Below are 25,149 nucleotides of genomic sequence, written 5' to 3'. Positions count from 1 at the left end.
CGATTTCTTTAATACATGTAGGGCAATCTTTGCTCTAATTGTATCTAAAAATGTAAATTTTCTTGACTAAAATTTAATATTTATCAAAAATAATCGAAATTCAGTCTGACTTTGATTTGGTTTAGCAGGGGTTTTTAAGCTAAATTTAAGCAGTAATACCAGTATTTTAATAACTTTAACTTAAATTAAAGTAATAATAAAAAAACTTGCTTTATGGTTAACTTCGTGACAGGGTTGGCGGCAGCCCTAAGTTCCGTTCTCTGGGTAGAAATAGTACGAGATATCTATCATACTTGTTCCCACCTTTGGCAACCACTATATCGCCTTCACGTTTGGCATCATCGTGTTTTTCGCCGAGATTTATCTCCCGTCAGCAATGTCATTTATCGCCAAGCTCACTGGTATAATGACGTTCCTGAATCTTTGGTAATGTTGGTTTTTAGTTTGTTGCCCTGGGGGATCGCTCGCAATTATCATGTAACTCCAGAGTGGGCGGTCTGGGCTGGTTGTTTATACAGTTTCACCTTTTTAATTGGCGCGATCGCTCGTGGTTTGGGCATTCCCCATGCAGATGAATTTACCGATCTCACTCATCGTCCAGGTGAGTTAACTAGCTTACCATCTCGTTGGTTTGTCAATCGTTCCTATCACTGGCGGCATCATTTTGACAACCAAAATGCCTATTTTAGTGGCACTTTGACTATCGTAGATAAATTACTGGGTACGGCTCTATCGTTAAAAAATAAACGAGTTGCGGTTACTGGTGCTTCTGGAACTTTGGGCAGAGCTTTACTGACTCAACTGCACCTTCAACAAGCCAAGGTTATGGCTTTAACAACTTCCAATAACGGGGTTACCATAAATGTGGCAGGAAGAGAAATCCCAGTTGAAACTATAGTCTGGCAGGCCGATCGCGAAGTCGAAATTGCCGCTAAATTGGAACGAGTCGATATTTTAATTGTCAATCACGGCATCAATGTCCACGGAGCTAGAACCCCAGAGGCGATCACCAAATCCTATCAGGTCAATACTTTCTCTGGTTTACGGCTGATAGAATTATTTTTTGAGACTGTAAAGAGCGATCGCGATTTGGTTAACAAAGAGGTCTGGGTTAATACCTCTGAAGCCGAAGTCAACCCTGCTTTTAGTCCCTTATACGAACTGAGTAAAAGAGCGATGGGCAGTTTGGTAACGATGCGCCGCTTAGATGCCCCTTGTGTAATTCGCAAATTAGTCTTAGGACCGTTTAAAAGTAATCTCAACCCCATCGGTGTAATGTCTGCTGATTGGGTAGCCAAACAAATTATCGCTCAAGCAACAAGAGATTTTCGCAATATCATCGTTACTATTAATCCCCTGACTCTGATTTTTTTTCCAGTTAAAGAGTTTTGTAATTCACTCTACTTTAAATGTTTTAGTAAATCCGAGTGCCTTAATCGCGAGCGACTCTAGATACAATTAAAACTATGTAGGATGGTTTGAACGACAATAATGTACGATTTAGAAACTAGCTCTAGCTACGGGCGTTTTCCTAAAGTACCAGTTGACAGAAGAATTGGAGCTTTTGGGATTGATTTTCTGACTGTTTGGTTTATCAGTTCTTTTTTTGGGGCGGCTTTACAGTGGCTAGTATTTATTTTGGCTTGGTTGGTAATGCGAGTCTTACTCGTGGATAAAAATCAGGGTCAAAGCTTAGGAAGATGGGCTTTAGATGTTAAAGTGATCGATCCTCGTTTTAACCGCGTTCCCGATCTAGTTAGCTTGTTTAAAAGAGAGGGGATTATAAGTATCGTTGCAGTGCTAGCTATGCTCGGATTACAAATTAATTTTAGGAATGGCTTGTCGATGTTGTTGCTACTTGCACCCCTATTAGTCGATTGCGCTTTAGCATTTGTCGATGAAAACTATAATCAGGCGCTTCACGACCGTCTCGCTCAAACTACTATCGTTCAAACTAAAAGAGGTTTTTCCCTCGATCTGCGACTCAAAAAAATAGTTGCTCAACTACGGCGTAATATGCAAAAATAGTAATTTGCGTGCGAATGAGAATAGCCTAAAAATAATCTTTATTTAAACACTATGGCAACCAAAAAAGGAGTACGAATTATTATTACCTTAGAGTGTACAGAGTGCCGCACCAACACCGATAAGCGCTCGGCTGGCGTATCGCGTTACACCACTAGCAAAAATCGTCGCAATACGACGGGCAGAATGGAACTAAAAAAATTCTGCACTCATTGTAATCGACATACAATTCATAAAGAAATTAAATAAATTGAATCAAGATCGAAAACTATGGCATATTATCGCAAACGTCTTTCTCCTATCAAACCGAGCGATCCTATCGACTACAAAGATGTAGAATTGCTACGCAAATTTATTACCGAAAGAGGTAAAATTCTACCACGGCGGATCACGGGCTTAACCGCTCAACAACAAAGGCACTTAACAGAAGCCGTAAAACGAGCCAGAGCGATCGCTCTTTTGCCCTTTGTCAATAAAGAAGGATAAAAATTCCGTGCGGCAGATATCTGCCAAAGAAAAAGGTAGACTGAAAGAGCAAAGTTGTTAGATTGAAGTACAAAGCTGGTGGAAAAAGGAAAACTGATTGAATTCAGAGTGCAGGGCGAGTCTCGCCTTGCAGTTGCCGACAGACCAGAAGGAAAAAAAGACTGGATAGTTATCGATGAAGCAGGGCAATCTCACAAAATACGTCCTCAAAGAGTCGATTATACAGTTAGTGGGGGTCCCTATAAAGTTTCAGATATCCCCAGCTTTGTCGCTGAAGTACGAAAATATATCGATCCTAGCAGTTTGGAAATAGTGTGGGAGATTTTAAGCGAAGAAGAAAAAGCGGTTACTCCCGAGCAGATGGCAGAGCTTTTGTTTTCCGAGCGCAATTCCGTTCCCTGTTATGCCGCTCACGTACTTTTAAGTCAGGATAGAGTTTATTTCAAAAACAAAGGCGACTGTTACGAACCTCGCCCAGCAGCGCAAGTAGAAGAAATCAAACATCAGCAAGAAGTACAGGCGCAGAAAAAGCGAGAACAGGCTGAGTTTATCGACCATCTCCAACAGGCTTTAGCAGGGGAAAATATCCAGTGGACTGAAGCAGACCGCCTTCGCCTAGAAGCATTAGAAAAGCTAGCACTCGATCCCGATAATGATTCTCGTATTGCTCGAGAAATCTTAGCTTCTGCTAACAAAACTAATGATTCTCAAGCTGCTTTTCGACTGTTGGTAGAGATAGGATGGTGGAAAGAACACGAAAATTTATTTTTACGTCGTAGTTCTTTTCCGATCAACTTTTCAAAAAGGGTACTTGATGTGGCGCAAACTCGTCTTCAGTCGACTTTAACCGAACCCAATGGAGAGCGTTTGGATTTAACTGCTCTGAAGGTTTATACAATCGACGACGAAAGTACGACAGAAATTGATGATGGTTTGAGCATTGAATACCTAGATGGCAAAACATCTAGATTGTGGATTCATATTGCCGATCCTACTCGCTTAGTCTTTCCAGAAGACGAACTAGATTTAGAAGCACGTCGGCGTAGTACTAGCCTCTATTTACCTACAGGAATGATTTCGATGTTCCCTAACGAGCTAGCCACCGGACCGATGAGCTTGGTACAGGGAAAAGTCTGTGCGGCTCTCAGTTTTGGAGTGATTCTCAACGATACTGGTGCTATTAAAGAATATCAAATTCGACCGACTCTAATCAAACCAACCTATCGTTTGACTTACGATGATGTCGATGAGATGTTAGATTTTGGGCTGAAAAACGAAAGGGAAATTGCCGAACTAGCAGAGTGGGCGAGACTGAGAAGAGAACGACGCAAGGCTCAAGGCTCGATTCAAATTAGAATGCCAGAATCAGTTATCAAAGTTAAAGATGACGAAGAAATTATTATCGAACTATTAGATAGTTCTAGAGCGCGGCAGCTCGTTGCAGAGATGATGATTTTAGCAGGAGAAATTGGTGGTAGGTATGGTTCGGAAAACAGTTTACCCTTACCATATCGAGGGCAGCAACAGCCAGAATTACCATCCGATGAAGAATTACTTCTATTGCCCGCAGGTCCCGTACGCTTTTGTGCTATGCGCCGCTGTATGCCTCGCAGCGAAATTAATATGACCCCAACGCGACATGCCAGTTTGGGTTTGGATAGTTACGTTCAGGTAACTTCTCCTATCCGTCGCTACACCGATTTATTGGCCCATTTTCAAATTAAGGCGCATCTGAAGGGAAAATCACTTCCCTTTACTCGCGAACACCTTCAGGAGATTGTTTACAGCGTTACTAGTTCGGTTTATGAAGCTAGCCTGGTAGAACGCCAAACCAATCGCTATTGGAGTTTGGAATATTTGCGACGCAATGCAGAATGTATTTGGCAGGTGTTAGTTTTGCGCTGGCTGCGAGAAGATGACAATTTGGGCTTAATTTTAATTGAGGACTTGGGTTTGGAACTGCCACATCGTTTCGACCGTCCAGTAGCTCTGGGAGACCGCTTAGAAATGCGGGTAATTCGCTCCGATCCCCATCGGGATGAAATTCACTTTCGAGAAATATCCCCTGCAGAAGCTCAAGCCAGCATTAGCTAAATAGACCGGTTAAATTATTAATATTTCTTAACAGGAAAAAATCGAGATTGCGTCATCTCATCTGGTTTTAAGCTAAAATACTAACGCTTATTTTAAGCAGTATTAGTTGTTTACTCGGCACTGCCATTCATAATTTTCACAATTTTATTGAATGGCTCGTAAAAATTTTTAATGTATATGCTTGTATACTAATCTCGAGCTACTCATTGTGGTTTACCACCAAAAATAATTTATATGCGATCGCCAAATCAGTTTCAGGTTGATGTTAAATTATCTCAGGCTGTTCTCAATACTTTTTCTACTCAAATCGCTATAGTAGACCAAAGGGGACAAATTATTGCCATCAATCAACCTTGGAAAACCAATCGAGAAATTAGTTTATTAAATAAAAACGCGACTGTAGGCGATAATTACTTAAGTTTGTGGAAAGTAACTGAGGAAAGCGATCGCTTTTTGGTCGATTCGCTCGACAGAGCCATAACAGCGATTCTCAACTCCCAAAAAAATGATTTTAAACTGGAATACTTCTATGGCAGTGGCAACAATAAAAATTGGTTTTCAATTCATTTAGAGAAATTTCAAGATGCCGATTCGTTGAAAGTAATCGTGGCTCAAGCTAAAATTACCCAGTACAAGCAAATGGAATCATCTTTACGTGCCATTGCCGAAGGAACCGCTGCTTCAACGGGACAAGACTTCTTTTACTCTTTAGTCTATCATTTAACTCGTGCTCTGTCGGTTAACTATGCTTTAGTGACAGAATGTTTGCAAGAAGATATACCGATGGTTCGTACTCTAGCATTTTGGTGCAAAGATAATTTCGGTGAAAACTATGAATATGCTCTAGCTCATACCCCTTGCCAAAAAGTTATCGGTGGAATGCCCTGTCACTATCCTCGCAACCTCCAGAAGATTTTTCCTCAAGATTTAGATTTCGTCAAATTTAATGCTGAAAGCTATGTAGGAGTTCCCCTCTTAAACTCTTCCGATCGAGTACTGGGACATTTAGCCATAGTCAGTGAGTTTCCAATAGAAGATGGTTCTCTCGAACTTGCCATTTTAAAAATTTTTGCCTCTCGAGCTGCTGCAGAATTAGAACGCAAAAGGGTCGAAGAACAGCTAATTTATGATGCCCTGCACGATTCTCTGACTGGTTTGCCCAATCGCACTCTATTTAGCGATCATCTTACTCATGCCTTGAAAAAGTATCGGCGCAATCCCGATAATAAATTTGCTGTTTTGTTTTTAGATCTAGATCGCTTCAAAGTAATTAACGATAGCCTAGGACATACATTTGGCGATTTGCTCCTAGTGGCAATTTCTCAAAGAATTCAAGCTTATTTACGGGACAGTGATATCTTGGCGAGATTGAGCGGAGATGAATTTGCAATTTTAATCGACGACATTACCTGCATCAGTGATGCTACGAGATTAGCAGAACGAATTCAAGCTAGTTTGAGACTGCCATTTTGTTTGGGTACTCATGAAGTTTTTACCAGCGTTAGTATCGGCATCGCTATGAGCGATCGCAGTTCTGATTCTGCGGAAAAACTCTTACGTAATGCCGACATTGCCATGTACAAGGCTAAAGCTTTAGGAAAAACCCGATATGAATTATTTAATGATACGCTACACATACAAGTTGTCAACCGTTTAGAGCTAGAAACCGATTTTCGACGAGCTTTAGATCGAGGAGAAATCAAACTACACTATCAGCCTATTATTTCCCTAGTCGATAATAAAGTCAAAGGTTTTGAGGCTCTAGCCAGGTGGCAACATCCTCAAAAGGGTTTAGTTTGTCCTAGCGATTTTATTCCCCTAGCAGAGGAAACAGGGGCAATTGTCACTTTGGGCTGGTGGGTTTTGCAAGAGGCTTGCTATCAACTGCGAGAGTGGCAAATTAGTTTCAACAACCCTTCGTTAACTATGGGGGTTAATTTTTCTCAAAAACAATTGTCACAGCCCTTTATGAGTGAGTCTTTGGTTCAAGTACTGGAAACTACGGGTTTGGCAGCAGAAAGCCTGCGATTAGAGATTACTGAGAGTATGCTTATGGATAATACTGAAGCAACGATGAAAACTTTAGAGCAATTAAGAGGGTTGGGAGTACAGCTAGATTTAGATGATTTTGGTACTGGCTATTCTTCTCTAAGTTATCTCCGCACCCTGCCTATAGATGCTCTCAAAATCGATCGCTCTTTCGTGCAAAATCTCGATAGCAAGGATAAAAATAATAAAATTGTCGAAGCAATTGTAATGATGGCTAAAAGTTTGGGTTTGAAAGTAATTGCCGAAGGAATAGAAACCCAAAAACAACTAGTTAAATTACGAGGACTTCAATGTATTTACGGTCAAGGATACTTGTTTTCTCGTCCTCTGCACCATCAATCTCTTAAATCCTGGTTGGAACAGTGGCTTAAATAGCAACCCAATTAACTTTCAATTCTATCGTTCGAAGTCAATCCATAGAGACGATACATACACAAAAGTTAGAGGTGGCGCTGACGAGAAGTTGTAGATTTGGGCAAGCGACAGCTGGAAATTGGCTCTATCTATCAAAATAAAAGAATTTTGCTTTTAAAAATCTAGAATCGAATAAATAATTTTACTTAGTCTATTTTGGCAATCAGAATAAAAACATACGTATGATCCACATTATCAATTGAAAATAACGAAGTTATCTTCTAGTTGTTTAAGTAATTAAAAGTAATTAAATCTAACTAGTGATGACTACAAACCCCAAATCTACTATTGATAATTCTAAACTAAAATACCAGGTTGCAGTTATTGGTGCCGGACCTCAAGGATTACTGTATGCATCTTGGCTCAAACAAGCTCGTCCCAATTTAAGTGTTGTTATTTTAGAGAGAGAAGAAACACCTAAATATAAAATCGGAGAGAGTACCCTATCGGGATTTTGTAAAGCACTCCGCTCTGTAGGTATATCTCAGGAAGCTTTAGAATTATTATTCTATCCAAAAAACGGTTTAGGTTTTTTCCACATCGATGAATCGACACCAGAAGTAAGTAAAGCGTCGGAATATATTTTAGAAACTTTCGATGAAACTTTTCAGGTAGAACGTCGTTTACTCGATGGTTTGTTAATTGCTAATGCTCGTCGTTTGGGAGTAGAAGTAATTCAAGGAGCACGAGTAGAATTAGCCGCCTCCGAGCTCAGCGATCGCGGCAATACTGTTGCTTATCGCTACCAGAACCAAAGACACGAACTCAAATGCCAATTATTAGTCGATGCTAGCGGTCCCGCAAGTGTTATTGCCAAACATTTCGGTCTTTACACTAAAGAAAACGTTCTCTTTCAAAACCACGCTGTTTGGGGCTACTTCAAAAATCTCAATCGACTCGGAAACCGTCAAGAGTGGTCTCAAGTAGCTCAGTTTAACCGAGATGAATATACTCAGCATTTCTGCTTTAAAGAAGGCTGGATGTGGTACATTCCTCTAACTTCTTGGGAACAGGCACCAAATCTCAATCCCGAACGCATGTTTGCTCGCCTGCTCGACTCGGATACTCCCTTACCCAGCAAAGAAGAACTTGCTGCCTTTCATGGCTGTCCCGAGGAAGATTTAGTGAGTGTGGGCTTAGTTTTACGAGACGATCGCGATAATATGTTTGGTCGAGGTCGTCAGGCGGCTTTCGAGCACTATGCTGCCAAATATCCTACCATTGGAGAAATGCTGGAGGGTGCAGAACTAGTTAGCGATCTTTATGAAACTCATCAACCTTTGAGAGCGCGAGCTAACATTCGCGGCTGCGCCAAAGAAATTGTCGGGGATGGTTGGTTGAGTATTGGAGAGGCTGCTTTCTTTGTCGATCCTCTAATCTCGCCCGGGTTGACTAGCGGTGCTGCTACGGCTTATTTTGCCGCTCAAACCACTCTAAGAGCAATTGACAGTCAGAACTTTTCTCGTCAATCTTTTGCCGATTACGAACACTTTGCCTTCAAGCTTTATGAAGCTCACGAACGGGACAATCAGCTAGTTTATATGTCGTTCAATCATCCCAGGGCGATCGAAATTATTCAGCGTTTTCAAGAAATCGATGCTCGTCGCCACTTCAATCAACATATCAATTCTGATTACACATTAGCCGATACTAACGTTTGGGGAATTCTCAATCCAGTCTATCAGTCATTTCAACAACAGCTCTGGCAGATTATGCGACAAGCAGAAATTACGGTAGGTAATAATAAAGCGATCGAAGAACAATCTTCGCAAGACTACGAACTAATGGTTACCCAAATTGAAGTTTATTTATCTAATTACCTGAACAATCACTTAGAATTAAATCCCTACATCGTCCAAAATCAAGCTAATGAAGAATCGACAAAGGAATTAGGTTGTCGCGTCCAACTTTTTGTTTGAGTAAATTGAGTAGTCTAGTTTACAGCACTATACCAACTAGTCAGAGATTACTCCGCGCCTTCGACGACGGAGCCTGACGGACGGCTGCACCAGCAAAGCTCGAAGTACGGGAGCTTCGCTCCCACGGCTTTTTCAAAGGCGTTGCCCTTTTCGAGGACTGTATTTATATCTCAATCCAAATCTAGCGACACTTGCCCACTTCGCGGGCTGCTTTCGGAGTAAGCCTCCGGTGACCGTTGGTCAAGTATACTTCTAGCGTTTTGATATGCCAGCGTTTGTTGCCAAGAGTACTCAATCAGTCTGAATACTACTTGCTGTAAATAAAAAACTACATAAACATTTTGTGAGGAGATATTTAGTCAATGACGGTACCAGAGTGGCTCAGAGCCAAAAAAATTAGCGCGCAATTTCGCAGCCATCAAGACAATTGGCAACCCATAGCGATCTTTCTTGACGAAACTGGGGGAGAATATGCAACCCCTTGTGGAAATGAGGAGGGCGTATTTAAATGTCTCGCACGAGGCAACCATCCTGAAGGAGGAACTGTTTTAGTCCTACACTGGTTGGAAAAAAAAGGTCCATTTGCTGGCAATACTGGAATTGATACCTTATGGTTTCAACAGCAAGAAGGGACAATTAAAGTCCGCGGTACATTTTTCGCAGATCTCAGCCATGACTATGGAGAAATTAGAGACTTAAACGAAGACTTAGTGGAAATGAGAAGATAATAATTCTAGATTGGTCAGACTAGATGAATAGCTTTACATAAAATAATCCCTCTATAGAATACCTTTGCTGATTAACTTTAACATTATTCTAAAGCCCGATCGCACTTTATGAAAGAAACTACTCCCGCAGCCATGCCTCCCTGTTTCGATAGATGGTGTCAAAAGTTTGATGATTTACTGAGAACTAAAGCGCAAAAAAGGGAATTCAGACATTATTTAGGAGGATTATTAGGGGAAAGTGAGCGAAAAAATGTATCTCAAATGGCTAAAGACGCAGTAGAGGTCACATACCACAAATTACACCATTTCTTAACTGAAGCAACTTGGTCAGCGAACAAGATAAATGAACGTCGCTTAGAAGTGATGAACAAGTGTAATCAAACGAGAATCAGTAAGGGATTTAGTCTAATTGTTGATGACTCTGGGCATAGAAAAAGTGGTAACTTTACCGCAGCAGTAGGTCGTCAATATATTGGGGAAATTGGGAAAACAGATAATGGCAATGTTGTAGTAACAACTCATCTATATGATGGCCAAAAAAGCTTACCTTTAGACATAGAACTATATCAACATGGTAATTCGTTGCCCGAAGGAAAGAAAGACAGAGAATTCAAGAAAAAACCCACCTTAGCCTTAGAATTAATCGATAAAAGTTTGAAGAGGGGATATCGACCAGGACTAGTATTAATAGATTCGTCCTATGGTAACAACACAACTGTTTTACTCGAACTGGAAAAAAAGAAATTAAAGTATATAGGAGGAATCGCTAAAAATCGTAATATTTTGGTTAAAACTCCATCAAATCAATTAGAAAAAATCAGAGTAGATGAATATGCTCAATGGTTATCTGATGAGGAATTTAAGGAGATTCAAATCCAGGGTGAAAAACCTAGAACCGTCTGGGTAGCAATAATAGAAGCAGAAATATCAAGGCTAGAAGGAATCAGAAAAATAGCTATCGTCATGAGTGCACCAATCTTTGAAGATGCTGAAGATATTGACTACTTACTCACAAATGTTGAGGGAGAAATAGTAACCGAGCAATGGATAGTTCAAACTTATGCTCAGAGAAACTGGATAGAAGTTTTCTATCGAGAAGCCAAGGGATGGTTAGGATTAAAAGAGTATCAAGTTAGAGATAAGAAGAGTTTGGAAAGACATTTTATTCTAGTTTTTTGTGCCTATACTTTTATCCTTTGGCATAAGCTTACTGGAGGTTTAAGAAGACGTTGGGCGAACAAACCTTTGGAGACATTTCCTGAAGCATTAGAAGCTTTTCGTACAGGTATATCTTATCGTTTTGTCCAATGGTTGAACCAAAATCGCGACGTATTCGTAGCTTATAAAGCTAGTTTGGGCTTTGTTTGGGCTTGATTTTTGTTTAAGTACCGTTAATTCTCTAAAATCTTGTTTGATTCGAGGAATTTTGAAAATTTCTAACCAAGGGTGAAGTAGGCAATAAAAGATGTAGGGTTGAATGATTAATCTTAAATTATTCAGCGCACTCTTCCAATTAGTTCCAGCTTCCCACCAAGGATGCAATAAGAACATTTCCAGAGGTTTATTTTCTTCAAAATTGCCCTGATGAGGAATTTCATTAGCTTTAACTGTTTCTAGTTGAAAATAATTTGCTTGAATACTCACCAATAAATAAGCACTCATTATTAATTCCCACCATCTCTCAATACTGGGATAATCTGTTAGTCTAAAATCAGCCCATCCTAACTCATTTTTAACTTGTTTAAATCCATATTCAATCCAGTTTCCTGATTGACTGACAAAAGAGAAGAATACAAGTCTTGAAATCAAGAAGCAGTAGGAAGTTACAGGATTGACAAACGGCAAGGGGAGTCAGCATTCTGAGATTAGACACTACTCGTAATTTCAGAATACTGTGAATCAAAACTCCCGTCTTTATAATGCCTTGGGTCAATGGATTTCTCAACCAGTGAACTGGTCACATCTATGCCATCTCAAAACTTGCATTTGGATGATAATTGCTTTGATAGATACAAACAGCGTAAATCTGACAAAATGGTCAATATATATTCCTTGTCGCGGAAAATATGCCCAAAGCAGACAAAGAAGAATAGAGAGATGGTTAAATAATCCTCGAATCAATGTTCATCGTCTGTACAAACCATTAATCAAGACAGCTTTGGCGAATTGGCAAGAAGAAAGTATTTTTCTGGCATTAGACACCTCGCTTTTTTGGGATGAATATTGTTTAGTCCGCCTCTGCGTAATTCATCGTGGCAGAGCTTTACCTGTAATCTGGAGGGTAATGAAACACGAAAGTGCTAGCATTTCATTTTCGGATTATCGAGAAATGCTCAAACAAGCACCAGCCAGACTAGCAAAATCAGTCAAGGTAGTGCTGCTAGCTGATAGGGGCTTTGTGCATACTGAGTTAATGAAAATGTTGACTGTCGAGTTAGGATGGCACTTTCGTATCCGAATCAAAAGTAATACTTGGATTTGGCGTGGCAATTGGTGTCAATCTCAAAGCTTTCATCTTGCTCTTGGAGAGGCAATTTGCCTACATAATGTCCGAATTCACAAAGGGGAATTTTATGGCATAGTTCATGTAATTATTGGTCGTAATAACGTCAATGGAGAACTTTGGGCAATTGTGAGTGACGAAAAAACCACACTACAAACTTTTGCTGAATATGGATTACGTTTCGATATCGAAGAAAACTTTTTAGATGACCAGTCAGGAGGGTGCAATACAGCAATTCTCATTTTAAGATTTCATGACATTGAAACCCAGTCCAGAATCGTTACAAGCAGAAGAATTGGGAATTAGTTCTCTATTCAACATAGAGAACTAAAACAAGAAGGGGCAATTAGCTTAAAGTAAAAGGCATTAACCTTCGCTGGAGTGGCAACATGGGTTTAGCAATAGGGATGCCTGAATTATTATCGATGCTAACCGACGAGTTAGATGAGCTGCCCGATGAAAGAAAACAGGGCAATAACACCAAATATAGGGTTGAAGAAGCGATAAAAAGTGCTTTTTCGGTCTTTTTCATGCAATCGAGGTCATTTTTAGACCATCAACGCTTGATGAAAACCCAGAAAGGGAGAGATAATGCGGCTAGTCTGTTTGGGATCGAGCGCATCCCCTGTGATAATCAGATTCGTACCCTGCTCGACCCGGTGCCAGCTTCAACGGTGTTTGGGGTCTTTCGCTCCGTCTATGACGGTTTGTCAAAAACGGGAAATCTCAAGCCCTATCAGTGCTTTGGTGGAGAATTTTTACTGACTCTCGATGGCACTGAATATTTCTCGTCCAAGAAGATTCACTGCTGTCACTGTTGCCATCAGACACATAAAAACGGCAGCACCACCTATTTTCACGCTGCTGTAACACCAGTATTAGTGGCTCCAGGACGACCACAGGTCATCAGTTTAGAACCTGAATTCATCACTCCCCAAGATGGTCACGACAAACAAGATTGTGAAAACGCTGCTGCCAAGCGTTGGATTGCTGCCCATGCCTGTGAGCCACAAGACCCGCCTGTAACTTTACTTGGGGATGACCTCTACTGTAACCAACCCATCTGTGAAAAGGCTTTGAACCATGGCTATCATTTTATCTTCGTCTGTAAGCGAAGCTCCCATCCAGAAGTTTATGACTGGGTGGATTACCTCGAACGAGTCGGTGAAGTGCAAACTCTGACCGAGATTGAGTTCCATGGACGAAAGCGTTTGTCTGATCACTATCGTTTTGTGAATAAAATTCCCCTCAGAGCCACCCAACCAGCCCTGGACGTAAACTGGTGTGAGGTGACGGTAACAGATACCAGCAACCAGAAAACTCTATACTACAATGCCTTTGCTACTTGCCATGAAATTCATGCCCAGAATGTGTCCGAGATTGTCACTGCTGCTCGTGCACGCTGGAAGGTAGAAAATGAAGGGAATAATATTCTCAAAACTAAGGTTTATCATCTCGAACATAATTTTGGTCACGGTCAAAACCACCAGGCAGAACTTCTATTTTGCCTTAATTTATTAGCCTATCTCTTCCACACCACTCTGGATTTAATCCACATCACTTATCGTGCCGTTCGCTCCATGTTGGTTACTCGCCAAACCTTCTTCAACGAGCTTCGGGCACTGACCAGATATTTATGGTTTGAGAGTTGGCAGACTTTGTTCGAGTTTATGCTGAGGGAGGGAAAAGCACCTGACGGGGTTAACTCTAGCTAAATTTCGCGACTGTTGAACCTGAACCAATTCGCGCCCCTTATAGCTCTACAAAGTAATAGCTGGTTGTTCCAAGTATTACTTGGCTTTTTCATGGCTCAAAACGAACTTGCTCAGGGATGATAGCTGCTCCGGAGCTTACTTTGACTCACAATCAATTAACTCTTCGACTTTGTTCGCGAAAAAGTTTCGCGAACAAGTTCCCAATTTTTATCTTTTACCCTCTATTTTCTTCCGTTCAGGTTTCAAAATGAGAATTGCTGGGTGCAATATTCAACGTTCCATGATTCGAGATGTCTGTGCTTTATGCCGCTTATGGTTTATTTTGGCTGTAGCTACTCTTTATACTAGCGCACAAGGCGTTGAGGTAGTCGATAGCGGTAAACGACGATGGGTTGATACTCATTGGTTTCGTGGCAATAGCTATTTCCGTATTGGTTGGGATTGGGTCAAAGCTGCAGTTGTTAATGGTTGGAAGTTAATTCGTTCTGTGACCTTCTGTGGTAATCAAGACCCGACTCCTGCAATGGCATCACTTAAACAACATAACCAACGCTTTTTTCAGTTGGAGTTTAAGGTTCAAACATATTCCTACAATATTTCCTAAAAGTTTTGTCAGTCAATCAGGGGGAAGATACAGGAGCAGCATTAAAATTCTTATTCAATGCCATGTCTGCCAAAGATAATCAAGAATTTCTTTTTCAAGGAATCTCCTCAATGATTTACCTAGACAACGGACCAATTGCTCGCAGTCGGGTTTTCCAGAAAGTCATGAATTATCTGGGAATAGAAGTACGCACCCATGTCCCTAGAGGAAAAGATGGTAGAAGAGTTACAGCCCGTGCCAAAGGCAAAGTAGAGCGACCTTTCCGCACCGTTAAAGAGATGTTGGAAACTCTCTATCATCTCCACCCACCAGAAACCGTGACCGAAGCCAATACTCGGCTCATGCAGTTTTTGCTTTACTACAATAAACAACCTCACAGAAGAGAATCCCATTCTAGGATTGAAGATTGGCTCTCTAATCTAACCAAAGATGGCATTAGGCAAATGTGCAGTTGGGAGAGATTTTGTACCTTTACCAGAGAACCTGAAAAGCGCAAGGTAGGGATAGATGCGCGGATTATTGTTGAGGGGGTAGCCTATGAAGTCGAACCCGATTTAGCAGGAGAAAAAGTAATCTTGTGGTGGGGGTTGTTCGACCATGAGCTTTATGTAGAACATCAAGACCGTCGTTATGGTCCTTACGCACCTATAGGAAAACCCATACCTCTCCATAGTTATCGTAGTTTCAAAAAAACCAATACTCAAAAAAGAGCCGACCGTATTGAAGCTCTCGCCCAACAATTAACTTTACCCCCCTCAGCTATTGGAAGGGTTGAATTACCAACTGTAGCCGAGAATGTAATTCCGGCGTTGCATAATTAAAATATGAATTAGCGAAAAATCATGCAATGTCGAGAATGTAAATCGGAACACATCCGAAAGAATGGAAAAAACAGACAAGGAAAACAAAATTATATTTGTGTCAATTGCGATCGCCAGTTCATTACTGATTACGAAACCAGTCGTGGCGATTCAGAAGAGACTAAGGGTGAATGCTTAAAAATGTATGTTAACGGCATGGGTTTTAGAGCCATAGAAAGAGTCAAAGGAGTCCACCATACCACCATCATTACTGGGGTCAGAGAAGTTGGAAGATTACTTGCAGATGCTTATGAGCCAGAAACAATTCCACAAGTAGGAGAATTAGATGAATTGGAAACCTTTGTTGGTCAGAAAAAAACCAGATTTGGCTCTGGACAGCAGTAGATCACTTCAGACCAGGAATTTTAGGGTGGGTTTTGGGCGATCGCAGTTCCGAAACTTTTGAACCACTCTGGGAGATTGTCCAAAAATGGCAGTGTTATTTCTATGTTACCGATGGCTGGAAAGTATATCCTGGTTTTATTCCCGACGGCGACCAAATAATTTGTAAAACTTATATGACCAGAGTTGAAGGAGAAAACACCAGGCTGAGACATTATTTAGCTCGATTACACCGCAAAACGCTTTGTTATTCAAACATCAGTTGAGATGCTCAAGCATTCAATCCGACAGCTAATTCACTATCTCAGATTTTTCGATGTTCCCGTTCCTTATTGATTCATGTCTTAATTCAGCAATGCCGTATTTTTTAAAACTGCTACACTCTGATGGTCGAAAGTGTATTCTAGCTTGAAGTAACCGCCAGAAAATTAAGCTCAAACACCAACTAATTTTCAAGCTTCTCGATCTGCTATGACGAGTCTTTCCCAGGGAGCGCGTAGCGAAGCCATGCCCAGAGAGCTTACCGCCCTTCCCCAATCCAAACCATCTAAAAATCAATAAACTGACTACTACCAGCATCGCGTGATATATGCAGATATCTCTCGGTAGTAGTCACACTCGCATGACCCAAACTCTGCTGTAGCAACCTCAAATTACAGCCAGCTTCTAGAGAGTGGGAAACGTGAGAATGTCTTAACCAGTGCGCGGATGCCCTCTCATCAATACCCGCCCGCTTACAGGCTCGTTTAATCATCGTATGCACCACAACGCGATTCATCTTATTATGATGACGACTAATAAAAACGTACTGGTTGACGCGATGGTATTTTTCAAACTCTTTAACCCTCGCCCACAGCCAATCGGGGATAATTATTACTCTAGTTTTAGAACCCTTCCCCAATACCGTTACTTTTCCGCAGCCACCATGCTTTTTAAAATCATTCCAAGTTAGCCCCACAACTTCTGACACCCTCAAGCCACAGCCGTACATGAGAAGTAATATTAAGCGATCGCGTTCGTTCTTGACCCCATACTTAATCAATCGCTGCACATCGGATACATCTAAAATCTTCTCCGCCAAATCGTCTTTAGCCTTCGGTGGCTTAATGAAGCTGCCTACATTCAAAGTTAAATACCCCGTCTTGACAGCAAAACTAAATAGCGACTTAATTACTAAAACTTTGTTCGCTACAGTGGTAAGCTTAAATCGAGCCTTTAATCCTCGCTCCCATAGCTGTAAATCTTCTAACTTCACCTCAGACAACGGTTTATCAATAAACTCGATGAACTTTTCCACCGTCGAGCGATAACTTATCTGGGTCGTTTCCGATTTCCCAACCAACCAAATTAAAATTAACTCGCGATCGCTCGCTGTATTAGTAACTTTGTTCTGATTCGTCATTAATACAGAGGTATTGGAAAAAGTATAACAATATAGGGGGGTTTTGTTGCACTTTATTATCTATCAAATTAGTCAAGACGATATTTAAGATTTTTTAGCTATTACTTTGAATCAACTTTTCTCGGTCTACCACCCTTCTTGCCGTTGGCTCTCGATGCTGCCTGTTTCTTTTCTGATGTAGATTGACCCCCTTTAGCTGCTATCTCGTGCATCCAGACGTTGCTACCAAACATTCCCAACAACAAACCCTGAATGCTTAAGTCGATGTCTGGCTCATCCCATCTCAATCCTTTGCCCGATGGTGTTAGTTCGACGGTAGCTAGTATTTCTTCTGACAACGAGGCGATCGCCTCTACCGATTTGGTTAGAAAAGAAAATACCGCACCATTGTTAAAGTGAACAATAATCCTACCGTCATCGAATAGTACCTGATTGGCTCTTGGCTCTACTGCATCTATTTCTGGTTGACGGGCGATTGCCGCATCAATCTGAGCTTCTATCTGCTGTTCGCTTAACTGTGCCATTGTTTTTATACTCCGTGTATTCTATTCCACGCTTCGATTAACTTCTGTTGGTTGTCGGCTACTATACGGATTGCCTTGGCTACTTCTTTACGCTTCAGATTGTAAAACTCCCGTAGTTCGGGATTACCACCTTCGCCAACGAGATTAATTACGCATTCACCATCACCTTTGAAAACATGAACGTGCCGGGGCAAATGGTCATTTGACCAAATCCTCACTATGTATCCCTCTATCCTCAATAGAGTAGCCATTACTATATTTTAATCCCAACCGCTTAGGTAATGGTAAGTAGAAGCTAAGTTATCGGGAGTAAAAACTGTCGTTAGTGCCGAACCAGAACCAGAACCATCAACAGATGAAGGATTGAGCGATAGCGAACTGAGCAGTCTGATGAATCTCAGTAGCGTACTAATCTATCGTTATCGTAGAGATGGAAAAGCTAACCCAAATGTAGTTGAGAGATTGAAAGATTGGCAGGTGAGAGGCGATAGGTCAAAAACATGGATTTTAAAGATTACCAGCAAAAGGCATTGCTCACTTTCAGTAAGCCAGACTCAAAAGACAAAGCGATCGCTATCTGGTGTATGGGTCTAGCTGGTGAGACTGGAGAGGCGATCGACTACTTGAAAAAGTATCTAGCATGCCTGTAATCTGGAATGGGCTACAGCATCCGAGAATATGTCTCACGCCCACAGCAACAGACTAAGACCCAAAGTAAATACCCAAGGTGAGAATAATGGGTTTGCTAAATTAACTGAGTTTCAGGTCAAACAGATTAAGCATTATTTATCTCAAACTCAATTAACTCAAAAAGAGATTGCCTCTCAGTTCAATATTTCCCGAAGTACGGTTAAGGATATTAAATCTGGAAGACGTTGGGGTTATTTATCAAATGTTTCAGCTAAATCTGAAGCCTTAGTTTCAGCAGCTTAAAGTTATTATTAAGCATTAGATTTGGTGTCGAATTGGTGTCATTATAAGAATAACCAAATAGATATCCAAAGGCTAAAGCCCCAAAACCCTTACTATATATGTATCGGAGCGGCGGGATTTGAACCCACGACCCCCACTACCCCAAAGTGGTGCGCTACCAAGCTGCGCCACGCCCCGTTTTCACGAATATTTATCATAACATTGTTTCGTGTAAATAGCGTAAATAATTTTGTGATTTAGTTAGATAGAGGGGTGTAGCTATTCTTAAGTTATTTAAAGACTTTAGCGACATCTTCAATTTGGCTGGTCAAATAAGCCTATTTTTTTGTTCTCTTTTTAAATCGTGTGTAAATCGTGTGTTAGCACCTGATGGGTGAAACACTATGTATATCAACAACGAAGAGAGAAAAGCTAAAATTGGGCGCATCAGCCTGTCAGTGAGAAACGGTTCAATTAAAATTCGCTTCACATATCCCACAAACACAAAAGAAGATTTAACGGTAGGCAAAGATAATGATGTTGTATGGGCTTCAGCTATTAGACTTGCAACTGTAATAAATTCAGATATTGAGACGGGAAATTATGACCATACACTTGCAAAATATAGTGTCAGACGTGCTACCAAGCTTGAAATAGCCAATAAACAACCTAGTTTAATTGACCTTTGGGAAACTTACAAAGACACAAGTAAAAATAGGGTGGCTGCTACTACAAGAAAGAAGCACTGGAAGCAATATGAGAAACACTATTTAGGTAGAACGCCAAAAGAACTTTTAAAACTTGATAAAGCCAGCGAGTTCATAGCCCATTTACTTAGTCGCTATAGTCCAGGCTCTATATTGCCTATCTTTTCTAACTGCCTCCATCCATCAGTTAATTTAGCAGTCAAAACAGGGAAAATAGAACGTAATGTCTATGCTGCGATACCGATAGAGAAACGCAGTAAAAAACAAATAGAAGCTTATGAACCTAAAGAAGTAAAAGCCATAGTCAATGCTTTTTATGAGGATAAATATGTGAAAGTATGTAGCGTTTATCCCCACTCATACTATGCCCCAATGATTGATTTTATTAGCCTTGTAGGATGCCGACCAAGTGAATGTCATGCCTTAACTTGGGATGAGATCAAACAGAAAAATGATAGGCTTTACATTCGATTTAACAAAGCATACAGTCAGGGTGTCTTATTACCCCATACCAAGACACACGAGACTAGACTATTCCCAGTCAATCAACAGCTTAAGGCATTGATTAATTCAATGGCTAAAATCAAAAACGAACACAATCTCATATTTCCGAGTGTTTCACTAGGTTATATCAACCAGAAAACGTTCAATCGCCGTTATTGGAAAACGGTAATAGAAGGCTTAATTTGTGATGGGATATTAGATAAAGCTTTACGTTCTTACAGTCTCAGGCACTCATTTATTACTCGGCTTATTAGGGAAGGATTTGATATTGCTACTGTGGCTAGATTGTCTGGGAATAGTACAGAGATGATATGTAAGCATTACTTAGCCAGTAAAGAACAATTTGAAGTGCCAGAACTTTAACTTACAAAAAAGAGGAGAAGTAATAGCCTCCTCTTTTAGTTCAAAGATACTATTTAAATCCTTGTAAGAATTTTAACAAGTTAACCAAATTAATTCTCAAGCTGTCCTCGGAAAATTACGATTTTAACTATGACCTCTAATTTAAAAATGCTCAAATACCTATCACTTCCTTAGCTAGACTTATTCCCCTAACTTAATTCCAAAAATAATGGGCTAACTTGGAAAAAGTCTAGAGAAAGTGGTAGAGATGAATGCGCTTAGAGGAATTAACTAAAGGAGCAACGGTCAAAGGAGTATTACCCAATCAACTAATTACAGTTATCGATACCCAATGGCACGGTTCGGATGTTGTCACCCTTACCTACAGGGATACTAATGGAGTTACAGGTGACGAACTAATCTTTCGAGAACGCGCAGCAGAATTAGAAATTGTCACCTCATCTCTGCCCTGGAGTTTTAACGGTAACAGTAGAATGTTCCGTTTGGTTAGCGAAGCCCATCGTATTCAATTGGCGCATCTATTTGACCCCATGCTGGCGGTACATACGTCCTTAGTCGAACCACTTCCCCATCAGATTACTGCGGTTTACGGAGATATGTTACCCCGCCAACCATTGCGGTTTTTACTAGCAGACGACCCTGGTGCGGGAAAAACTATTATGACGGGACTGCTCATTTCAGAATTGCGGATTCGAGGTGACTTACATCGCTGTTTAATTGTTTGTCCAGGCTCTCTGGCTAACCAGTGGCAAGATGAGCTATTCCGACGATTTCATTTACCCTTTGAGATTGTTACTAATGACCGCATAGAAGCAGCCCGTAGCGGTAATGCGTTTGCCGAAATGCCTTTAAGTATTGTCCGTTTGGACAAGCTGAGTCGTAATGACGACCTACAAGCCAAACTAGAACAGACTGATTGGGATGTTATTGTCTGCGATGAGGCACATAAGATGTCGGCTTCTTTCTATGGTGGTGAGATTAGAGAAACCAAACGCTATAAGCTAGGCAAGTTGTTATCCAGTTTGACCCGCCATTTTTTGCTCCTGACTGCTACACCTCATAACGGTAAAGAAACCGACTTTCAGTTATTTATGGCTTTGCTGGATGGAGACCGTTTTGAAGGTAAATTCCGCGATGGGGTACATACAGTAGATACTTCAGACTTGATGCGGCGATTGGTCAAAGAAGACCTGCTCAAGTTCGATGGTAAACCACTTTTTCCAGAACGGAAAGCGTATACCGTTGAATATCATCTGTCAGATTTAGAAGCAAAATTATATTCAGAAGTTACTGGGTACGTGCGGGAAGAATTCAACCGCGCCGATGCTTTGAGTAATAACGGTAGAAAAGGAACGGTTGGGTTTGCTCTAACTATTCTTCAAAGAAGGCTAGCCTCTTCTCCAGAAGCTATTTATCAATCTTTAAAAAGAAGACGAGAAAGATTAGAAAAACGTCTCAGAGAAGAAGAGTTAATCAAACGGGGACAGGAAATAGAGCTAGATTGGCAAAATCTTCCTAGAGTCCAAGAAGAAGACTGGGATGAATTTGAAGACGATATGCCTAATGACGAACGAGAAGCCACCGAAGAAGAATTGGTTGACCAAGCTACGGCTGCTCGAACTATAGCAGAACTCAAATTAGAAATTGCCCTACTGCAAAAATTAGAAAATTTAGCCTTACAGGTTAAGCTTGGCGGTACGGATAGGAAATGGGAAGAACTGAGTCAAATCCTGCAAAATGAAGCTGAATTATTTGATGTGAAAGGACATCGCCGCAAACTGGTCATTTTTACCGAACATCGAGACACACTCAACTATTTGGCAGACAGAATTCGTAACCTAATTGGCAAGCAGGAAACCGTAGTAATTATCAGTGGGGGTTCGGGAAGAGAAGAACGACGTAAAGCTCAAGAAGCCTTTACCCAAGACCCAGAGATACAGGTATTAATTGCTACTGATGCTGCGGGAGAAGGAATTAACCTACAACGAGCGCATTTGATGGTTAATTATGACCTCCCTTGGAATCCCAATCGTCTCGAACAACAATTTGGTAGGATTCACCGTATCGGACAAACAGAAGTCTGTCATCTTTGGAATCTCGTCGCAGCCGAAACTAGAGAAGGGGACGTTTATCTCAAGCTACTTAGAAAACTAGAGGTAGAGCAGAAAGCATTAGGGGGTAAGGTTTTTGATGTTCTAGGTAAAGCTATTGACGGTGTTGAGTTAAGAAAATTATTAATTGATGCTATCCGTTATGGGGATTCGCCAGAGGTTAGAGCCAAACTGAAACAAGTATCTAATCGTTTAAATCGAGAACACTTACAAGACCTGCTTTCAGAAAAGGTTTTAGCGCGGGATGCGATGGATATTACCAAAATTCAGCGTATTCGCGAGGCAATGGAACGAGCCGAAGCTAGAAAACTGCAACCCCATTTTATCGGCTCATTCTTTATCGAAGCCTTCCAGCATCTAGGGGGAGTGATTCGTCAGAGAGAACCCAAACGCTACCAGATTAGTAACGTTCCTGCTTTGATTCGCAATCGAGGTCGTCAAATCGGAACCAGAGAACCAATAATGATGCGCTATGAAAGAATCTGTTTTGATAAAGAGCTAATTAGTGTTCCTGGTAAGCCTCTAGCTGCCTTTATCTGTCCTGGTCATTCTCTCCTAGATGCCACCATCGATTTGGTTTTAGAGCGTCATCCGGACGTACTCAAACAGGGAAGTATTTTAGTAGATGAAAATGACCCTAGCGAAGAAGTAAGAATTTTAGTTACTCTCCAACACTCAATTCAGGATGCCAAAACCGATATATCGGGGAAGAGAAGAATTGTATCTCGTAGAATGCAGTATGTAGAAATTTTATTTCCATCTACCACTGGTGAAGAAAAACTAGAAGAGATCTTAATTCGCAATGCAGGTTATGCTCCCTATCTCGATTATCGACCTCTCTTAGAAGCCGAACAAACTGTAGTGGAAAACTTTTTAAATGAGTCCAATTTACCAAAAGACATTGAAGCTGAAGCAACCAAATATGCTATTTCTCAGATAGTTCCCCAACATCTGCAAGAGGTCAAGCAGCACAAAGAAGAACTTATCGATAAAACCCTGGTAGCAGTTAAAGACAAACTTACCAAAGAAATTAACTATTGGGACTATCGCGCTGCCGAACTCAAACAACAGGAAGAAGCAGGGAAAATTAACGCTAAGATTAACTCTGCCAAAGCTAGAGCTAGAGCCGATGAGCTACAAGCTAGATTAGCCCGACGTATCGATGAATTACAGCAGGAGAGACGTTTATCTCCTTTGCCTCCTGTAGTAGTAGGGGGAGCATTAGTTGTGTCAATGGGTTTACTCCAGAGATTACTGGGTAAGAGAGAACCAGAAGCCCAGATGTTTGCCAGGGAAACCAAACGGGTAGAAAAATTAGCGATGGATGCTGTGATAGCAGCAGAGAGAAAACTAGGACACGAACCGCAAGATGTTAGCCATCTCAAATGCGGTTACGATATCGAATCCCGTATTCCCGAAACTGGAAAGCTGAGATTTATTGAAGTAAAAGGCAGAATTAAACAAGCTGAAACCATAACTGTAACGAAAAACGAAATTATGACGGCTTTAAATAAACTTAATGATTATATTTTGGCTTTAGTTGAAGTACCACCATCAAAAGAGTTTGGCGAAAATGATGCTTGGAAAGCTAAAGAGCATTCCAGTAGCTATATAGTAGATGATGGCTGTAAGATTTTCTATATCAAACAAGCATTTCAGAAAGAGCCTGACTTCGATGTTACTAGCGTTAATTACAATTTAAGAGAATTGAGAGAACGCAGTCAAAAACCAGCCTGATAAAGAATTGGAAAAACGCAGTCACTTGCAATTTATCGCTGATTGAGTTTGTCAGCAGATAAAATAAGCTCAATCATAAATCCAATCAGATAAGAAAGGTTTTACTTTAGTTAATAGCACTCGCAAATTTCGATAGGGAACTAAATTTTCATGCTGAAGACGACCGAGAATAATACCTGGATGTCTATTTTGAGCCTGAGCAAAGTTAGTTATTGCTGTTTTGGAAAATTTTGATTTGGTTTCAACAAAAGAATTCAAGGCTTGCTCATCAATTAACCAATTACGAGCTAGTTTATTTGCTTCCTCTTCTTCTGAATTTTTTTCTAGTTCGTCCAAGTTATCCAGATACACACCTCGATGTCCAGCAACAATGTGACCGAGTTCGTGCATCAGACTAAACCAAAAACAATCGATTCTATTATGTCTCAAGGTAAGAGCGACTACTGGATGATTTCCCAAGTAAAAAGCAGCACCATCTAAATATGTTTTGTTTAGATGAGGAACAATCGCAAAATGAACGCCCAAATTGATTAGCATTTGAGGAACACGGGCTACATCTTCCTCTCGTTCGGCACATCTAAGAAGTTCGGGAATTGCTTTTTGAAGTTTATTTAGCTCGAACTCTTCAAGTGTTTGCTTACTAACAACGTACTCTACTCTTTTACACCAAGCAATTTTGGCAGTGTATTCTGGTTCAAGAATTTGACTGTGACGAAAGTTAACCGAAAATTGAGGAGTTTCTTGTGGAGATTTAATATCTAAAAATTTACATACAGATTGCTCAAGCTCATCCAAAGATTCTGTAGATTTTATCCATTGGCGTTTAATCAATTCGGAAATCGGCGCAAGAGTGTACAAACGACTCCGACGCTCAATTTCTTCTTCTTTCTGCTTTTTTTTTGCCAGATTTAAGCGATAATTGGTTTCTAAGTTAGTCCAGAATTCCGCAGTAGTTCCCAACGCTGCCGATAATTCTCTAGCTGTTTCTGGAGTAATTTGTTTTGTTCCTTTAATGATTTCGTTGATTGTTTGCGCTGGACGATTGGTAATTTCGGCTAAATCTTTTTGAGTCCAACCCCGCGCATCTAATTCTCGCTCTAAAATGCGTCCTGGTGATATTACTCTCGCTGGTGTTAAAATGTTGCTCATT

The 25,149-nt window shown here is 40.7% G+C and carries 20 protein-coding genes, 1 tRNA gene and 3 pseudogenes; 18 read left to right on the top strand and 6 right to left on the bottom strand.

The genetic code is table 11. The annotated features are described in order from the left end of the window. The first annotated feature begins 213 nt into the window (after window positions 1-213). The 9 genes from ACLFKQ_RS08485 to ACLFKQ_RS08445 all read left to right on the top strand — a co-directional run bounded on the left by ACLFKQ_RS08485 (window position 214) and on the right by ACLFKQ_RS08445 (window position 11,089). Window positions 214-1,452, top strand: coding sequence for a bifunctional sterol desaturase/short chain dehydrogenase (locus ACLFKQ_RS08485; RefSeq protein WP_448999347.1), 1,239 nt, complete (start codon window positions 214-216; stop codon window positions 1,450-1,452). A gap of 39 nt (window positions 1,453-1,491) precedes the next feature. After that, window positions 1,492-2,028: an RDD family protein gene (locus tag ACLFKQ_RS08480; protein WP_448999346.1), complete on the top strand. Its 537-nt coding sequence runs from the start codon at window positions 1,492-1,494 to the stop codon at window positions 2,026-2,028. A 51-nt stretch (window positions 2,029-2,079) separates the two neighbouring features. After that, complete coding sequence (rpmG, locus tag ACLFKQ_RS08475) at window positions 2,080-2,274, top strand: 50S ribosomal protein L33 (protein WP_448999345.1); 195 nt, start codon at window positions 2,080-2,082, stop codon at window positions 2,272-2,274. 21 nt (window positions 2,275-2,295) lie between these two features. Continuing rightward, window positions 2,296-2,511, top strand: a complete 216-nt coding sequence (gene rpsR / locus ACLFKQ_RS08470; protein ID WP_448999344.1) for a 30S ribosomal protein S18 — start codon at window positions 2,296-2,298, stop codon at window positions 2,509-2,511. A 78-nt stretch (window positions 2,512-2,589) separates the two neighbouring features. Further along, on the top strand, window positions 2,590-4,605 hold the full coding sequence (locus tag ACLFKQ_RS08465; protein WP_448999343.1) for a ribonuclease catalytic domain-containing protein: 2,016 nt from the start codon (window positions 2,590-2,592) through the stop codon (window positions 4,603-4,605). Between the two features lie 234 nt (window positions 4,606-4,839). Further along, the gene (locus tag ACLFKQ_RS08460) at window positions 4,840-7,029 is read left to right on the top strand and encodes a putative bifunctional diguanylate cyclase/phosphodiesterase (RefSeq protein WP_448999342.1); all 2,190 of its coding nucleotides are present in this window, start codon (window positions 4,840-4,842) and stop codon (window positions 7,027-7,029) included. A 302-nt stretch (window positions 7,030-7,331) separates the two neighbouring features. Then, a complete protein-coding gene (locus ACLFKQ_RS08455; protein ID WP_448999341.1) occupies window positions 7,332-8,987 on the top strand; it encodes an NAD(P)/FAD-dependent oxidoreductase in 1,656 nt (551 codons plus the stop codon). A 362-nt stretch (window positions 8,988-9,349) separates the two neighbouring features. Next, window positions 9,350-9,715, top strand: coding sequence for a hypothetical protein (locus ACLFKQ_RS08450; RefSeq protein WP_448999340.1), 366 nt, complete (start codon window positions 9,350-9,352; stop codon window positions 9,713-9,715). Window positions 9,716-9,823: 108 nt separating this feature from the next. Beyond that, the gene (locus tag ACLFKQ_RS08445; protein WP_448999339.1) at window positions 9,824-11,089 is read left to right on the top strand and encodes an IS701 family transposase; all 1,266 of its coding nucleotides are present in this window, start codon (window positions 9,824-9,826) and stop codon (window positions 11,087-11,089) included. Window positions 11,090-11,107: 18 nt separating this feature from the next. Here ACLFKQ_RS08445 and ACLFKQ_RS08440 read toward each other — a convergent pair. Continuing rightward, window positions 11,108-11,479: pseudogene (locus tag ACLFKQ_RS08440) on the bottom strand (IS701 family transposase); the annotation flags it as partial. A 130-nt stretch (window positions 11,480-11,609) separates the two neighbouring features. Here ACLFKQ_RS08440 and ACLFKQ_RS08435 point away from each other — a divergent pair. The 5 genes and pseudogenes from ACLFKQ_RS08435 (at window position 11,610) to ACLFKQ_RS08415 (ending at window position 16,075) form a co-directional block, all read left to right on the top strand. After that, the gene (locus ACLFKQ_RS08435; RefSeq protein WP_448999338.1) at window positions 11,610-12,524 is read left to right on the top strand and encodes a transposase; all 915 of its coding nucleotides are present in this window, start codon (window positions 11,610-11,612) and stop codon (window positions 12,522-12,524) included. 83 nt (window positions 12,525-12,607) lie between these two features. Further along, a complete protein-coding gene (locus ACLFKQ_RS08430) occupies window positions 12,608-13,933 on the top strand; it encodes an ISNCY family transposase (RefSeq protein ID WP_448998174.1) in 1,326 nt (441 codons plus the stop codon). Between the two features lie 247 nt (window positions 13,934-14,180). Beyond that, window positions 14,181-14,537, top strand: a complete 357-nt coding sequence (locus tag ACLFKQ_RS08425; RefSeq protein ID WP_448999337.1) for a hypothetical protein — start codon at window positions 14,181-14,183, stop codon at window positions 14,535-14,537. Window positions 14,538-14,557: 20 nt separating this feature from the next. Further along, window positions 14,558-15,301, top strand: a pseudogene (locus ACLFKQ_RS08420) (IS481 family transposase); the annotation flags it as partial. Between the two features lie 78 nt (window positions 15,302-15,379). Next, window positions 15,380-16,075: pseudogene (locus ACLFKQ_RS08415) on the top strand (IS1 family transposase). 211 nt (window positions 16,076-16,286) lie between these two features. On the opposite strand, the gene ACLFKQ_RS08410 reads toward ACLFKQ_RS08415, so the two are convergent. The 3 genes from ACLFKQ_RS08410 to ACLFKQ_RS08400 form a co-directional block, all read right to left on the bottom strand. After that, window positions 16,287-17,141, bottom strand: a complete 855-nt coding sequence (locus tag ACLFKQ_RS08410; protein WP_448999336.1) for a tyrosine-type recombinase/integrase — start codon at window positions 17,139-17,141, stop codon at window positions 16,287-16,289. A gap of 101 nt (window positions 17,142-17,242) precedes the next feature. Next, window positions 17,243-17,665, bottom strand: coding sequence for a DUF2442 domain-containing protein (locus ACLFKQ_RS08405; RefSeq protein ID WP_448999335.1), 423 nt, complete (start codon window positions 17,663-17,665; stop codon window positions 17,243-17,245). Window positions 17,666-17,670: 5 nt separating this feature from the next. Then, a complete protein-coding gene (locus tag ACLFKQ_RS08400) occupies window positions 17,671-17,916 on the bottom strand; it encodes a DUF4160 domain-containing protein (protein ID WP_448999334.1) in 246 nt (81 codons plus the stop codon). 249 nt (window positions 17,917-18,165) lie between these two features. On the opposite strand from ACLFKQ_RS08400, the gene ACLFKQ_RS08395 reads away from it, so the two are divergent. Continuing rightward, entirely contained in the window at window positions 18,166-18,315 is a 150-nt protein-coding gene (locus ACLFKQ_RS08395; RefSeq protein WP_448999333.1) for a hypothetical protein, read from the top strand. A gap of 28 nt (window positions 18,316-18,343) precedes the next feature. Next, a complete protein-coding gene (locus ACLFKQ_RS08390) occupies window positions 18,344-18,598 on the top strand; it encodes a sigma factor-like helix-turn-helix DNA-binding protein (RefSeq protein WP_448999332.1) in 255 nt (84 codons plus the stop codon). Between the two features lie 103 nt (window positions 18,599-18,701). Here ACLFKQ_RS08390 and ACLFKQ_RS08385 read toward each other — a convergent pair. Beyond that, a tRNA-Pro gene (locus ACLFKQ_RS08385) sits at window positions 18,702-18,775 on the bottom strand. 206 nt (window positions 18,776-18,981) lie between these two features. Here ACLFKQ_RS08385 and ACLFKQ_RS08380 point away from each other — a divergent pair. After that, window positions 18,982-20,151, top strand: coding sequence for a tyrosine-type recombinase/integrase (locus ACLFKQ_RS08380; RefSeq protein WP_448999331.1), 1,170 nt, complete (start codon window positions 18,982-18,984; stop codon window positions 20,149-20,151). A gap of 251 nt (window positions 20,152-20,402) precedes the next feature. Continuing rightward, complete coding sequence (locus ACLFKQ_RS08375) at window positions 20,403-23,999, top strand: helicase-related protein (RefSeq protein WP_448999330.1); 3,597 nt, start codon at window positions 20,403-20,405, stop codon at window positions 23,997-23,999. Between the two features lie 69 nt (window positions 24,000-24,068). On the opposite strand, the gene ACLFKQ_RS08370 is transcribed toward ACLFKQ_RS08375, so the two are convergent. Then, entirely contained in the window at window positions 24,069-25,148 is a 1,080-nt protein-coding gene (locus tag ACLFKQ_RS08370) for a HigA family addiction module antitoxin (protein ID WP_448999329.1), read from the bottom strand. Window position 25,149 lies beyond the last annotated feature (1 nt).

The organism is Myxosarcina sp. GI1(2024) (assembly GCF_053543375.1).
The sequence above is the reverse complement of the archived record's forward strand: the minus strand, read 5'-3'. Positions and strand labels throughout refer to the sequence as shown.